At 69.5% G+C, this 13,476-nt stretch carries 11 protein-coding genes; 6 read left to right on the forward strand and 5 right to left on the reverse strand.

The window, feature by feature from the left end; all coding sequences use genetic code 11:
• Positions 1-113: 113 nt before the first annotated feature.
• The gene (locus ACTWQI_RS22675) at positions 114-845 is read right to left on the reverse strand and encodes a TioE family transcriptional regulator (protein WP_443273180.1); all 732 of its coding nucleotides are present in this window, start codon (positions 843-845) and stop codon (positions 114-116) included.
• Between the two features lie 58 nt (positions 846-903).
• On the opposite strand from ACTWQI_RS22675, the gene ACTWQI_RS22680 reads away from it, so the two are divergent.
• Both ACTWQI_RS22680 and ACTWQI_RS22685 read left to right on the forward strand, forming a co-directional pair.
• The gene (locus tag ACTWQI_RS22680; RefSeq protein ID WP_443273181.1) at positions 904-2,115 is read left to right on the forward strand and encodes an erythromycin esterase family protein; all 1,212 of its coding nucleotides are present in this window, start codon (positions 904-906) and stop codon (positions 2,113-2,115) included.
• 238 nt (positions 2,116-2,353) lie between these two features.
• Positions 2,354-2,539, forward strand: coding sequence for a hypothetical protein (locus ACTWQI_RS22685; RefSeq protein WP_443273183.1), 186 nt, complete (start codon positions 2,354-2,356; stop codon positions 2,537-2,539).
• Between the two features lie 47 nt (positions 2,540-2,586).
• Here ACTWQI_RS22685 and ACTWQI_RS22690 read toward each other — a convergent pair whose 3' ends face one another.
• The gene (locus ACTWQI_RS22690; RefSeq protein WP_443273184.1) at positions 2,587-3,783 is read right to left on the reverse strand and encodes a glycoside hydrolase family 64 protein; all 1,197 of its coding nucleotides are present in this window, start codon (positions 3,781-3,783) and stop codon (positions 2,587-2,589) included.
• A gap of 722 nt (positions 3,784-4,505) precedes the next feature.
• On the opposite strand from ACTWQI_RS22690, the gene ACTWQI_RS22695 reads away from it, so the two are divergent.
• The 4 genes from ACTWQI_RS22695 to ACTWQI_RS22710 all read left to right on the forward strand — a co-directional run bounded on the left by ACTWQI_RS22695 (position 4,506) and on the right by ACTWQI_RS22710 (position 8,825).
• Positions 4,506-5,762, forward strand: a complete 1,257-nt coding sequence (locus tag ACTWQI_RS22695; protein WP_443273185.1) for a family 16 glycosylhydrolase — start codon at positions 4,506-4,508, stop codon at positions 5,760-5,762.
• Between the two features lie 10 nt (positions 5,763-5,772).
• Positions 5,773-6,531 (forward strand): GntR family transcriptional regulator, encoded by a 759-nt coding sequence (locus ACTWQI_RS22700; protein ID WP_443273187.1) that lies wholly within the window; start codon positions 5,773-5,775, stop codon positions 6,529-6,531.
• Positions 6,532-6,868: 337 nt separating this feature from the next.
• A complete protein-coding gene (locus tag ACTWQI_RS22705) occupies positions 6,869-7,879 on the forward strand; it encodes an alcohol dehydrogenase catalytic domain-containing protein (RefSeq protein ID WP_443273189.1) in 1,011 nt (336 codons plus the stop codon).
• Positions 7,880-7,925: 46 nt separating this feature from the next.
• Entirely contained in the window at positions 7,926-8,825 is a 900-nt protein-coding gene (locus ACTWQI_RS22710; protein ID WP_443273191.1) for an SDR family NAD(P)-dependent oxidoreductase, read from the forward strand.
• Between the two features lie 98 nt (positions 8,826-8,923).
• Here ACTWQI_RS22710 and ACTWQI_RS22715 read toward each other — a convergent pair whose 3' ends face one another.
• From ACTWQI_RS22715 to ACTWQI_RS22725, 3 genes are all read right to left on the reverse strand, one after another.
• Complete coding sequence (locus ACTWQI_RS22715; protein WP_443273192.1) at positions 8,924-9,850, reverse strand: LysR family transcriptional regulator; 927 nt, start codon at positions 9,848-9,850, stop codon at positions 8,924-8,926.
• A gap of 148 nt (positions 9,851-9,998) precedes the next feature.
• Positions 9,999-11,165: a DUF2235 domain-containing protein gene (locus ACTWQI_RS22720; protein WP_443273194.1), complete on the reverse strand. Its 1,167-nt coding sequence runs from the start codon at positions 11,163-11,165 to the stop codon at positions 9,999-10,001.
• 233 nt (positions 11,166-11,398) lie between these two features.
• Complete coding sequence (locus ACTWQI_RS22725) at positions 11,399-12,889, reverse strand: serine hydrolase domain-containing protein (protein WP_443273195.1); 1,491 nt, start codon at positions 12,887-12,889, stop codon at positions 11,399-11,401.
• Positions 12,890-13,476: the final 587 nt, after the last annotated feature.

Genomic DNA, 13,476 nt, shown 5'->3' on the forward strand with positions numbered 1-13,476 from the left:
GTTGGAACCCGGGAGCGGTAGTTGGGATCTCTGAGGGTCACCGGGTGGGGGCGCCCGTCGCGCGCCCGGGTGTATCTGTCCTGGGAGTCTCTCTTCGGCTGACGGCCGAAATCTCATCCGCGCTCGCGGAGGTACGCCTCCAGCTCGGCGGCCCCGGCCAGCATCGCGCGCCCGCGGGCGGACAGCCGGCCGTGCCAGTCGCGCAGGGTGGCCTCCAGCGGCTCCGGCCCGCCTGCCGCCCGCACCTGGGCGATCAGCGGGGCGATCTGCTCCAGCAGGTAGCCGCCCCGCCTGAGCTGATGGGCCAGCCGGGCGTCCCGTACGTCGGCCTCGTCGTAGACGCGGTACCCGGTCCGCGGGTCGCGGCGCGGGCGCACCAGCCCGGCGCGCTCCCACTTGCGTAGCGTCGCGGGCCGGATGCCGAGCTCCCCTGCCAGCGGCCCGATGAACCTGCTGGCAGGCCCAGACACTGCGTTGGGCTCGGACGCCGCAGTGGGCTCCAGGCCGCGGAGGGCGCGCTCCACGGCCTGGAGGGTCCGCCGGTCGTCGAGGAGCTGGGCGTGGCTCTCGTCGATGAGGCCCAACGCCTCATCGACCGCGCCCTGGTTCACCGCCCGCATGATCGACGTCGCCGTCTGGTGGCCGTGGCCGGGCACCAGGGCGAGGAACGCGCGCAGGGCCCGCGCGTGCAGCGGGGTGTAGGTGCGGTAGCCGTGGGGTGTGCGACCGGCGGCCGGAAGGATGCCCGCCTCCTCGTAGTTCCTGATCGCCTGCGTGGACAGACCGTGCCCGCGTGCCAGATCAACCGGCCTGAGTCGCTCGCCGTTTTGAAGGTTTGATCCCATGAACCTGCCGATATCGCGGGAAAGTTTCAATCGAAGGTTCAACGATACCGTTGAAGGCATGGCTACTGACATCAAGAACACCGCCCATGCCGTCGAGGCCGCCGCCATCATGAGGCTGCTCCCGGCCCGGCCTCGGCTGCTCGCCCTGGGCGAGCCCACCCACGGCGAGGACACTCTGCTCGACCTGCGCAACAACCTCTTCCGACAGCTCGTCGAGCAGGAGGGCTACCGGACGATCGCGATCGAGAGCGACTGCATGATGGGCCTGGTCGTGGACGACTACGTCACCTCGGGCACGGGCACCCTCGACGAAGTCATGGAGCACGGATTCAGCCACGGCTGGGGCACCTCCGCGGCCAACCGCGAGCTCGTGCGCTGGATGCGCGCCTACAACGACGGCCGGCCCGCGTCCGAGCGGCTCCGCTTCGCCGGCTTCGACGGCCCGCTGGAGATCACCGGCGCCGCGAGCCCCCGGCACGCCCTCACCGCACTCCACGGCTACCTCGCGGCCCGGGTGGACGCGGACCTGCTCCCCTGCACCGCGGAGACACTCGACCGCCTGCTCGGCACCGACGACCGGTGGACCAATCCCGCCGCGATGATGGACCCGGCCCAGTCCGTGGGGCAGTCGGCCGAGGCCAGTCAGCTGCGGCTGCTCGCCGACGATCTGGTGGCGCTGCTCGACGCGCAGACGCCGCACCTGATCACGGCGACCTCGCGGGACGACTGGGACCGGGCGCGCCTGTACGGGCGCACCGCCACCGGCCTGCTGCGCTACCACTACTGGATGGCCGACACCTCACCGAGCCGCATGACGCGGCTGGTGGGCCTGCGGGACCAGATGATGGCCCACAACATCCTCGCCCTCGCGGAACGGGGCCCGGCACTCATCCACGCCCACAACGGCCATCTCCAGCGGGACAAGAGCACGATGCGGATGGGCGACCTGCCGCTGGAGTGGTGGAGCGCCGGCGCGATCGTGAGCGCCCACCTGGGCGAGCGGTATGCCTTCCTGGCCACGGCCCTCGGCACGATCCGGCACCAGGGAGTGGACATCCCGCCACCGGACACCGTCGAAGGACTCCTGTACGCGCTCCCGGAGGACCGCTGCGTCATCGACGCCCCCCGGCTGGCCACCACCCTCGGGGACACGCGGCCCGCCCCCCGCGTGTCCCCGTATTACGGCTACTCCCCGCTCGACCCGGCACACCTGGCCGGAAACGACGGGATCGTGTTCGTCAAGGACGTCCCACAGATCTTCGGCTTCTGAGGGGCGAACGCCGGACCGCATGGCCGACGCAAGGCCCAGCGGTGCGGCATGGCGGAGGGAGACTCCGCCGACCTATGCGTACGGTTTCTGGAGTGATCTACTGGCGCCGTGAATCATGGAGCGGGATCGATAGCGAGGCGTGTTCTGCGAGGCATCGGAGCGGTGCTCGTCTTCGCACTCGAGGCGCTCGCCTACAGCGCGAAGCGCAACCAGCGCGGCTCGCGATCCTCATCGGGTGATGAATGATCGCGTGAGGGTCGGGGCCGTCTACGGGCCGTCCGAGGCGGATCAACGTCAGGCGACGCCGCGGGCGGCGGCCCTGGCCGACCAGGGGCACGGCTCAGCGCAGCCCACGGTGCTGCACCTGCTGCGGATTCTGCGCGACCACACCAGACAGCCGATCCTGCGATCACTGACCGCCTAAGACCTCTGACCTCTGGCCCCCACCCCGGACCTCTTGGAATCGATCACCTAGTTGAACGGGTCGAGCGTGATGTACGCCATCTGCGGGTTGCCGTCGTGCACCAGCGACTCGTAGTTGCCGACGTCGTCGAAGGCGAAGGCGTAGGCCTTGCCGTCCACCATCTGCGCGTGGATCTTCCGGGCGTAGTGGTTGGTCACCGCGTCCTTGTAGAAGTTCGCCGAGCTCGTGTCGGGCTGGTTGGGGTTGATCAGGAGCGTGGAACGATTGAACCCCGCGCACAGTGTGCGGGAGATCGGGCCGCGCACCAGGTCGTTCGGCGCGTCCAGCCGCTTGTAGCAGCCGAAGACGCTGTCGGAATCGGGCTTCTGGAACGAAGTGACGACCGCTCCGGAGCTGTTCGTGAAGTTCATGACGCCACCGGAGACCCTGCCGTAGTACTTGGTGTTCGGCTGGTCCGCGAACGGCGTCACGGTCAGCGTCGAGGAGGAGTACTTGCTCCACACCCGGTTGACGTAGTCGTCCATGACTGTGCCCGGGAAGGCGCCGGCCTCGATGCCGTGGCCGGGAGCGAGGGCGCGCAGGATGGTGCCGTCGGAGCGGGTCTGGATCAGATTGGCCCAGCCGCCCGGCTGCCCCTTGAGGGCGTTGTAGAAGCCGTTGTAACCACCCGGCTTCAGGTGACCGGTGCTCTTGGTCGTGCCGTTGGCGAGCTTGACGCCGACGGCGTACGGCGCCGAGAACATGTCGACCTGCGTGCTGTTGATCCACAGCCCGGCGTCGTTGAGCGTGTACTCGGACCAGTTGAACAGGATGTTTCTGTTCGGGTCGCTCGGGTTCTGCACCGCGGGCTGCACGAGACCGCCGGTGGTCAGCTTGAAGACGAGCTTCTGGCCGTAGGAGAAGTACACCCGACCGGAGAACTTCGGCATCTGGATCGTCTTGGACTGGCCGTTGGCAGGGCCGACGATCGAGGCGTCAGGCGCCGGGGTCGGCGGGTTGCCCCCGGCGGGCCAGGGGTGGAACGTACCATTCGCGTCGGCCCAGCCCTGCTGACCCGTCGAGAGCAGAGTCCCGAGGTTGTAGATGTAGATCTGGTCGCCGCGCCCGGAGTTGTTCGAGATCTTGAGCGGGATGGTCGCGGGTACCGCGGCCTCGGCGGGGGACGAGGGGCCGGCGGCCGCATGTCCCGTTGCGAAGATCACCGAGGCGACCAGTAACGCCAGCACCTTCCATTTGGCATGCATGCTGTTTCTCCTCGTCAGCTGGATCCCGTTGGAGTGGATGAAGCACCTGCCACGCCTGTAGGGGAAGGGGTTTAGACCCGGTCGTCGGACTCTGGTTGCACGCCGGGCAGGCACGCACCGACGGTCGGCGACCACGCTTGGCAAGGAAGGAAGGCCCTACAGGCCCTTGTTCGAGAGCGCTCTCAGAATCGAGGCCACGAACGAGGAGTGTCAATGAACCTGACGCGATTTGCCTGACGACACCAGGTGGCCGGCTCAGAACGCCCGAGCCACCGACAACGCCCCGTCGGGCAGGCGGACAACGGCCCGAACCCGGCCCGGGTACTGGCCCTGACACTGCCGCCGGCCCTGGGTCCAGGGCGTGCCCGCGGCCGGTTGCCGGCGACCGTGATCTCGCCCCTTGTCTTCAGAGGGATCGAGCACATCATCACCCGCAACATCGGCCGGAAGACCGGATACGCCGTCAACGACTGGCTCCGCCCCGGCCGCTGGCGGTGACGCCGCACCCGCCGCTCGGCGCGGGACTGGTCGCGCTCGCCGCCCCCGGGGCCGTACCGAATGGACTGCGGAACGGCTGCGCGCGGCCTTCACATGAGGCGGGACGGGAGGGGCGCTGGGTTGAGGGGGCCCGCGAAAGAGAGGTCCGTAGTCCACTCAAGCATTGACCACTTCTTTACCACTATGCCACAGTGCCGGGCACCACCAGATTCCTGGGAGGAAGAGTGAAGCGACTAACTCGCCGCACCGCCGCCGTACTTGCGGCACTCATGGCCGGCGCCGGCGGCATGCTTGCCGACTCAGCAACCTCCGCACAGGCCGCCGACGTCCTGTTGTCGAAGGGCAAGCCCGTCACCGTCTCGTCGGTCGAGGCCGCCGCCTACAGCGCAGCCAAGGCCGTGGACGGCGACACCACCACCCGCTGGGCCAGCGCCGAGGGCCGCGACTCCGAATGGATCACGGTCGACCTCGGCGCGTCCGCCAAGATCTCCCGCATCGTCCTGAACTGGGAGGCCGCGTACGCCCGCGGCTACCGGATCCAAGTGTCCGACAACGCGAGCACCTGGCGGACCGCCTACACCACCACGACAGGCGACGGTGGGACCGACGATCTCACCGTCTCCGACAGCGCCCGGTACATACGCGTCCAGGGCACCCAGCGCGCCACCGCCTGGGGCTACTCCCTGTGGGAGTTCCAGGTCTACGGTTCGCCGCCGGCCGCCGGCGGCTGGCAGGTCTCCTGGCAGGACGAGTTCAACGACGCCCAGGGCACCCGGCCCGATCCGGCCAAGTGGGTCTACGACCTGGGCGGCGAGCCGCAGTGGGGCAACGAGGAGTGGCAGTACTACGCCAACCGTACGCAGAACGTGTCCCAGGACGGCGCCGGCAATCTCGCCATCACCGCCCGGCGCGAGCAGCTGCCCGGAATGGAGGACTGCCAGGTCGGCAGCTGTGACATCACCTCCGGCCGGATCACCACCAAGGGCAAGTTCGACCAGGCGTACGGGCGTTTCGAGGCCAACATCAAGGTCCCGTCCGGGCAGGGCATGTGGCCCGCGTTCTGGATGATGGGCAAGGACATCGACGATGTCGGCTGGCCGAACAACGGCGAAATCGACGTCATGGAGGTCGTCGGCAAAGAACCCGGCACGCTGTACGGCACCATGCACGGCCCGGGCTTCCCCGCAGAGGGAATCGGCGGTAAGACGACCCTGCCCGGGGGCGCCAAATTCTCCGACGCCTTCCATGTGTTCTCGGTGGAATGGTCGCCGGAGCAGGTGACCTGGCAGCTCGACGGGCGCACCTACTTCACGTCGAAGAAGAGCGAACTGCCCAGCGGGGCAGGCTGGGTGTTCGACCACCCCTTCTACCTGCTGGTGAACCTCGCGGTGGGCGGGGTGTGGCCGGGTCCGCCGGACTCGACGACGAAATTCCCCGCGACCCTGCTGGTCGACTACGTTCGCGTGTACACCCAGGGATAGGAAGCGGTCGGTGACAGCCAGCCTCAGAAAGCGCGATCGGATCCGCGAGCATCTGATCGCCCTGATCAAAGCACGCGCCGTCGGACAGGCCATCCCGGCCGAGCGGCAGCTCTGCGTGGAGTTGGAGACCTCCAGGCCGACGCTGCGCGCTGTCGTCGACGAATTGGTCAGGGACGGCTGGCTGGTACGCGAACACGGCCGCGGCGTGTTCGTGGGGACTCCGAAGATCGCACAGGAGATCGTGACCGGCCTGGCCTCGAACCAGACCGGTTACCCTCCGGCACCCGGCAAGTGGACGAGCAGGGTGATCGACCACTCGATCGTCCCGGCCGGAATGAGCATCGGCAGCAGGCTGCGCGTCGAGGCCGCGACCCCCGTCCTGCGCATCGCCCGCCAACGCCTCGTCGACGACGAACCCATGGCTCTGGAGACCATCCATGTACTGAGCGACCTGGTACCAGGCGCCAGCGCGGGTGACGTCGAGAGCGGCTCCTTCTACTCCCTGCTGCGCGAGCGCTACGACCTGGTGCCGACGGCCGCGGAGCAGACGCACGAGGCCACCGCGGCCGACGCCGTCCAGGCGTCCCTGCTCGGCATCGGCGAGGGAGCTCCGGTGCTGTCCCTGGAGCGGGTCACGCGCGACCAGCACGGCAGGCTCTTCGAATACACCCGGGCCGTCTACCGGGGCGACCGCTACCGGCTCGTCTCCCACCTGACCCTGGTCGGCCCGCCCGACGAGGCGGCCCCCCGGGTGACGCCGACGCTCTGAACCACTGCGCCGCGGGGTTCCGAAACGCGTGGTGAAGACCGTCCAACGGATGGTGCGGAGAGCTGCGATGTTCTCCTTCGGCAAGCCCAGAGCCGCTCGGCCACAAGGACGAAGCCTCCGATCCGTTTCCCCGCCCGGCCGCCCACGACTCCCCATGGCATGCCCGTGGTGCATCGATGTCCGAGCGGTATCGATCGCGCTGGAATCGGCCTTGGACGCGGGCGGGACACCAGCGCAAGACTCGTGGCACCTGGTCCGGCGGCCCTGTATGACCAGCGGGGAGCACACGCCGTGCGAATCCCCGACCCGACCCGATCCTCGTTCCCTGGAGAATGTGATGCGTGCTGCCGTTGCCACTGCGGTGGAGACCCCGCTGTCCCTGACCGAGCTGGAGATTCCGCGGCCCGGCCCTGGTGAGGTCCTGATCAAGATCACCGCGTGCGGGGTCTGCTTCTCGGACCTGAATCTGATGCGCGGTCACTACCCCTTCGCCCGCTTCCCGGTCGTCCCCGGCCACGAGATCACCGGAGTGATCGCCGACGTCGGCCCGGGTGTCTCCTGGCCCGGCGTCGGCACTCCCGTCGGCGCCCAGTTCCTGTACGACTCCTGCGGGCACTGCGACTACTGCGCCCGCGGTGAGCAGATCCTGTGCACCGCCAAGCGGATCACCGGGATCGTCGCCGACGGCGGCTACGCCGAGTACGCCGTGTTCAAGGCCGGCTTCGTGACCCCGCTGCCGACCGGGCTCGACCCGGTCGCCGCCGCGCCGCTGATGTGCGCCGGCATCACCGCGTTCAACGGCCTGCGCCAGGGCGGCGCGACCGCCGGCTCCCGTGTCGCGGTCATCGGCGCCGGCGGTGTCGGAGCCCTCGCCATCCGCTACGCGGCCGCCATGGGCGCGCGCGTCGCCGTGATCGGCCGCTCCCGGCGGGGCGAGGACGCGGCCAGGGAACTGGGCGCAGAACTGTTCATCGCCTCCGAGGACACCGACCCGGCCCCGGCCCTGAAGGCTTGGGACGGCGGCGCGAACGTCGTCCTCAACGCGGCCCCGTCGACCGCGGCCGCCGCGGCCACCCTGGGAGGCCTCGCCCCCGACGGCACCCTCGTCCTGTGCGGCTACGGCTCCGACCCGCTCGTCCTGCCCACCCAGCCGATGGTCCTCAACCGGCTGCGAGTCATGGCCTCCCCGTCCGGGTCACCCCACGACCTGCGCGACACCCTCGCCTTCTCCGCCGCCCACAACATCCTTCCCCAGGTCAACCCGATCACCCTCGACCAGGCCCCGGCCACCTTGGACGCCATGGGCTCGGGCGGTGGTGGCGGCCGCAGCGTCATCACGTTCCGCTGACACAGCTCTCCGATCGCCCCTTCATTCCTTGCCGAGGAGTTCTGTCATGGGTAAGACCATCGTCATCACAGGTGCGGGTTCCGGCTTCGGCGCCCTGTCCGCGCGGGCTCTGGCCAGGGCGGGCCACACCGTCTACGCCGCGATGCGCGACACCACCGGTCGCAACGCCTCCCGCGTCGCCGAGGCCGCCTCCTACGCCGCCGAGCACGGCGTGGACCTGCGCACCGTCGAACTCGACGTCCTCTCCCAGGAATCCGCCGACGCGGCCATCGCCACCATCCTCACCGAGCAGCCCGCCCTGGACGTCGTCATCCACAACGCCGGCCACATGGTGACCGGCCCCACCGAAGGGTTCACCCCCGAAGAGCTCAGCGCCGTCTACGACACCAACGTCCTCGGCACCCAGCGCGTCAACCGGGCCGCCCTCCCCCACTTGCGCGCCCAGGAGCACGGTCTGCTCGTCTGGATCGGCTCCACCAGCACCAAGGGCGGCACCCCGCCCTACCTCGCCCCCTACTTCGCCGCCAAGGCAGCGATGGACTCCCTCGCCGTCAGCTACGCCGGCGAGCTCGCCCGGTACAACATCGAGACCACGATCGTCGTTCCGGGCTCGTTCACCACCGGCACCAACCACTTCGTCACCGGCGGGCACCCGGCCGAGCGGGAAGTCGTCAAGGCCTACGAGGAGCGCTACGCCGGCATGATGGAGCAGGTCTCCCGGCGTCTCGCTGCCCTCGCGCCTGCCGACGCCGACGTCTCGCAGGTCGCCGACGCCATCGTCAAGGTCGTCGACACCCCGCACGGCACACGCCCGTTCCGCGTCCACATCGACCCGGCGAACGACGGCTCGCAAGAAGTCAGCGACGTCGCCGACCGCATCCGCGCGGAGTTCCTCACCCGCATCGGCCTCGACGACCTCCTGACCCCCCACACCTACACCGGCTGAGCCCTGGGGCCTACATGAGCCCGCCCAGCAGCGGCACTCCGACGACACGGCAGAGGTTCCCATGCTCCGGATGACACGCCGGGGGCCGCGTCCGGCGGTCAGGCGTTCTCGCCGGGCAGAGTCCGCCGGGCGACGTCGGCGAGATCAGTGATCAGCGGCGACTGCCGACCGGCCTGCCAGGCGAGGACGATCTGGCCGAGCGGGGCGTCAATGACCGGGACGTAGGTGACATCGTCCCGAGGGAAGGCGGCGGTGACCGTGGCCGGCAGGAACGCCACACCGCGCCCTCCCCGGACGTACTCCACGATCTCTTCCATATCGTGGACGAGCGGCCCCTGCCTGGGCCGGGTCCCGTCCGGCCGCGGGTCGATGCTCCAGAAGGCGTTCCAGGCGGGGCTGGCCTCCGCGTAACCAAAGACCGGCTCGTCCGCGAGGTCTGCGACAGACACGGCGGCCTGCCCGGCGAGCGGGTGCTCAGTGGGCAGGGTCACCCGCACCGGCTCCGTGTAGAGGGGCAGCAGGGTCAGGCCCTCGGACGCGATGGGCAGCCGGACGACGCCGACGTCGACGCGGCCCTCGAGCACCGCCTGGCCATGGTTCCACCAGCGCAGACGTTCAAGCCCGACCTCCACGCCGGGGTGGCGCTCGGAGAAGGCTCGCACGACCGGAGCGATGTCGACACCGAGCATGAACCCGACGGTCAGCGAACGGCCACCGGCGTCGGCACGCCGTACGCGCTCCAGGGCCGCCTGGCTCGCGGCGAGCAGCCGCTCCGCGTCCTGGAGGAGCTGCTCGCCTGCGGGCGTCAGGGCAACCTCCCGGCTGGTACGTGCGAAGAGTTCCACACCGAGGTCCTGTTCGAGCTGGCGGATCTGCCGCGAGAGCGCGGGCTGGGTGATGTGCAGGGCGACGGCCGCCTGACCGAAGTGCAGTCGCTCGGCCACCGCGACGAAGGAACGCAGCCTGCGCAGGTCCAGATCCATCTCGCCGATGTCTCCCGCCACCATGACGTCGATCGATGCCACGAGGATATCGATCGCCCGCGGGGAGCCCGGAGTGTCACGGCAGCACGCCATGGCAACCCGTCGCACGCCGCGGGGGTGACGCGGACCATGGTCCGGTCAGTTGAGGTCACAACGCGAGGAGGTCGCCGACTGGGCTGGTCTGCGCCTCCTAAGGGTCAGGAGGTGTCTGTTCCGTGCTGGTGAGCGGCAGGTGCGCGCCAGGGGCGGACAGGGGCACCGGTTCGAGGCGTACCCGTCCCTGAGCAAGATGGCGGTTGAGCTCGGGCGGTCGGTAGGACGCGTCCTTGTCGTGGCGTTTCTCGGCGGATTCCGAGAGGTATTCGCATCCGTCGAGACGACCCCGGTCGTCCGCGGCCTGTCCGATGGGCCGGTGCCACGGTCGGGCCAGTCGGTACAGGCCGGTGCGTGAGTCGTGCACCGTACCCATGCTGTCGGGCCGCACCCGGAAGTCGATGCTCCTGTCCGGGGTCATGTCGCGCGGCCCGGCCTCGCTGAGGGCCTCGGTGTCGAACTCCAGCCCGTATCTGCGGGCCTGGTGGACCATCCACAGCAGGGTGATGTCGGACAGCGCCGTCTTCGGGTAGCCGCCGCCGATGTCGCTGTGTACTCCGGCGAACCACACCTGCTTCAGTTCCTGGCCGTTGTCGGTGGCACCGGGCTGCTGGTGCCACAGCGTCGGGGTGAACGGTGTGCGCTGCTCGTCGATGGCCAGCGCGTGGAAGGCTCCCTTCACCCAGCTGCTCAGCTCGGTGTTATGGAACGCCCACCGACGGTTGGCCAGGCTCACGACCGGCTTGAGCCACCGGGGACCCGGATCCGGGATGCCGAGGGTACCGACCGTGTCCCACACTCCGATGAAGTGGATCCCCGTCTCGTGTGCGTACGCCCGGCGGAACAGGGTGGAGGCCGTGCCGGTCGGCTTCTCGATCCGGTCGCGGTACAGGGCCCACGCCTCCATGATCCGGTCGGCGTTCTCCCGGCGCAGGATGCCGCAGTTGCGCACCAGGCCGGCCAGGCTGCGGGCGGTGAACGCCCCCCGGCTGAAGCCGAACAGGTACAGCACGTCACCGGGCTCGTAGGCGTCGACGAGGAAGCGGTAGGCGTCCATGATGTTGCCGGACAGCCCCATGCCGAACGCGCCGCCGCGCAGGCGCTCCCATCGGCGTGTACCGACACCGCTGCGGTAGTACACGCGCTGCTCCACGCCGGCGGCTCGCGGCCGGACGGACAGGGCTACCTTGGTGACGTTCGTCTTGCTTGGCTGGTCGGCGAGGTTCCACGTGCCGTCACAGCAGACGATCAGACGTTTGGCCATGGCATCCCCTTCCGGGGAGAAATTCCAGCCCGCACATCATCGATGTCATCGCCCCGGCCGGTCTCGCGGCGTCTCACTCCGCGCGCCGAGGCCTACCGGCCGGCAGAACTGATTCGATGGTCGCACCGCTCCGCCGGCCTCGCCATTCGCCGCAGCCGAGCGGCGCCGGCACCCGGGCCCCAGCGGCGGCCGCCGGCTGCCGTGGCTCCCACGGCCTCGGTACTGGTGCTCGCCTACTCAACTGTGGCCAGTTCTTCGTGGAATCCAGCCTGTTGGTGACCGTGTGTGCTCGCCGGGAGCGCAGGCTCTACCCGCGGGTTGGCACGGGCGCCGTAGCTGACATAGCGGCTGCCGTCGTCCAAGGTGTGGAAGTACACCGGGGACCAGGTCTGGGTCTCCGGGACGCGCAGGGCAAACAGGTCCTGGCGGACCGGCACCAGCACATGCTCCATGGTGGGGGCGAAGGCGGCCGCCGCGCCGCTCGTGACCGACCGGAGGATCAGTTTCCCATCGCGCTCGAACACCTCGGTGCGCACGCTGGTGCGCTCGTACACCCCCAGATACGCACCGGGGTCGACGGGCACCGGTTCGGCGGGCGGGGCGATCCCAGCCGGCATGGTGACCCCCGCCAGGTCGGCGAAGATCTCCCGGAACACGTCCTGGAACAGGTCCTGGGTCCGGTTGCCGTTGGTGAGCAGCGCGACAGCGAGGTCCGCCTCGGACAGTACGCGCAGATAGGCGGTCTGGCCGAGGGTCGTCCCGTCGTGACCGATGAGGCGGTGTCCGTCCCAGCCGTGCCGGATCCAGCCCAGACCCCAAGAGTCGCCGATCCCGTACGGGTGCGGCAGGAGGACCTCCTCGGCGGCCATCGCGGCGGTGGCGTCCGCGGACAGCACCCGGCTGCCGTCCGGCGCGGTGCCGTGGCTCAGATGCATCCGGACGAAGGCGAGGAGGTCGTGCACCGAGGAGGTGATCAGACCGGCCGGGCCCAGGCAGCGCGGCAGCATCCACTGGGAGGCCGGCTCGGGGTCGGCTCCGGGGGCGCAGAAGTGGCCCACGGCCGCGCGGTGCAGAAGGGCCTGTTCCGGCAGGGTCACGGTGGCACGCAGCCCCAGGGGCTCGATCAGCCGCTCGGTGAGTGCGGCGTCCCAGGTCGACCCGGTGAGGTACTCGACGATCCGGCCGAGCAGGATGTATCCGGCGTTGCAGTACGACCAGGTGGCGCCGATCGGGTGGTTCTGGTTGACCTCCGCCATCCGGGCCACATAGGCCGCCAGGCACTCGTCGCCGCGGCCGGTGTCGATGAAGACATCGCCGTCCATGCCGCTGGTGTGGTTGAGCAACTGCCGGATGGTCAGAACCCGGGTCACCTGAGGGTCGGCAACCTGGAAGTCCGGAAGCAGCTCGGCGACGGGCGTGTCCAGGCGGAGCAGCCCCTCGTCGGCGAGCTGCATGATCAGGGTGGCCGTCCACGCCTTGGTGATGGAGCCGATCTGGAAGAGCGAGTCAGGAGTCACCTCGACGCCGGCAGCCTCGTTGAGCACCCCGACGCCCACGGGGGTGATCCGGCCGGCGCGGAGCACGCCCAGGGCCGCGCCCGGCACCTGGTGAAGGGTGATCAGCTCCTCCAGCCTCCGCTGCCAGTAGGCGGGGTCGAGATCAGGCCCGCTGCGGTGCCGCGCACCGGCAGGGGTAGGTGTGCCGGGTGAATCTGGACTCGTCATCACTCGCCTCTCGCTGGATGGGATCGCGCACCTCATCCCATAGTGCGCACCCGGAGCCGGTGACGCTTCGTCGGACACCAGGCACAGGAGAGCAGCGGTTGGAACAACGGACCAGTGGTTAGCGGTAGCGCCGGTTCCGGTTGCCGCCTCTCACTCTCCGGCCATGAGGCGGGCCGACCGTAGTCGCTGGAGTCCGTCCGGGTGGTGCTGCACCTGTCCTCTGAGGGCTGGGCGCGGCTGGTACGTGGGGGGCGAGAGGGCGCCTCTCGCCCCCCACCAGGCGGGTTACTGAGACAGGCGCACCGGCATGACGAGGTGGCCGTATCCGTCGCCGGTCGGTGGGGGGTCGACGGTGACGAGGTACATGCCGGTCTCCTCAGTTGTGTTCCCGGCTGCGCCGGAGCGCCACTTCCAGCAGCACACCCCGCAGGGCACCTCGGCGATCGTCTCCTGGCTGCTGCAGGCGGGCTACTGCTGGTATTCGTCGAGGCTTTGCCAGGGAAACATGAGCCGAGCCCCACCGCCGATCGTTCCCAGAGAAACGAGGCCGAGAGCAACGCGCACAAGCCTCAGGTCACCCTCCAACT

Origin of the sequence: Streptomyces sp. KR80 (genome assembly GCF_052245555.1) — a bacterium.
In the GTDB taxonomy this organism is placed as follows: Bacteria; Actinomycetota; Actinomycetes; order Streptomycetales; family Streptomycetaceae; genus Streptomyces.

Coding starts and splice junctions, on each gene's coding strand:
- ACTWQI_RS22725 (WP_443273195.1), bottom strand. CDS start 12,889: ATGACGAGTCCAGATTCACCCGGCACACCTACCCCTGCCGGTGCGCGG.
- ACTWQI_RS22720 (WP_443273194.1), bottom strand. CDS start 11,165: ATGGCCAAACGTCTGATCGTCTGCTGTGACGGCACGTGGAACCTCGCC.
- ACTWQI_RS22710 (WP_443273191.1), top strand. CDS start 7,926: ATGGGTAAGACCATCGTCATCACAGGTGCGGGTTCCGGCTTCGGCGCC.
- ACTWQI_RS22675 (WP_443273180.1), bottom strand. CDS start 845: ATGGGATCAAACCTTCAAAACGGCGAGCGACTCAGGCCGGTTGATCTG.
- ACTWQI_RS22705 (WP_443273189.1), top strand. CDS start 6,869: ATGCGTGCTGCCGTTGCCACTGCGGTGGAGACCCCGCTGTCCCTGACC.
- ACTWQI_RS22680 (WP_443273181.1), top strand. CDS start 904: ATGGCTACTGACATCAAGAACACCGCCCATGCCGTCGAGGCCGCCGCC.
- ACTWQI_RS22690 (WP_443273184.1), bottom strand. CDS start 3,783: ATGCATGCCAAATGGAAGGTGCTGGCGTTACTGGTCGCCTCGGTGATC.
- ACTWQI_RS22685 (WP_443273183.1), top strand. CDS start 2,354: ATGAATGATCGCGTGAGGGTCGGGGCCGTCTACGGGCCGTCCGAGGCG.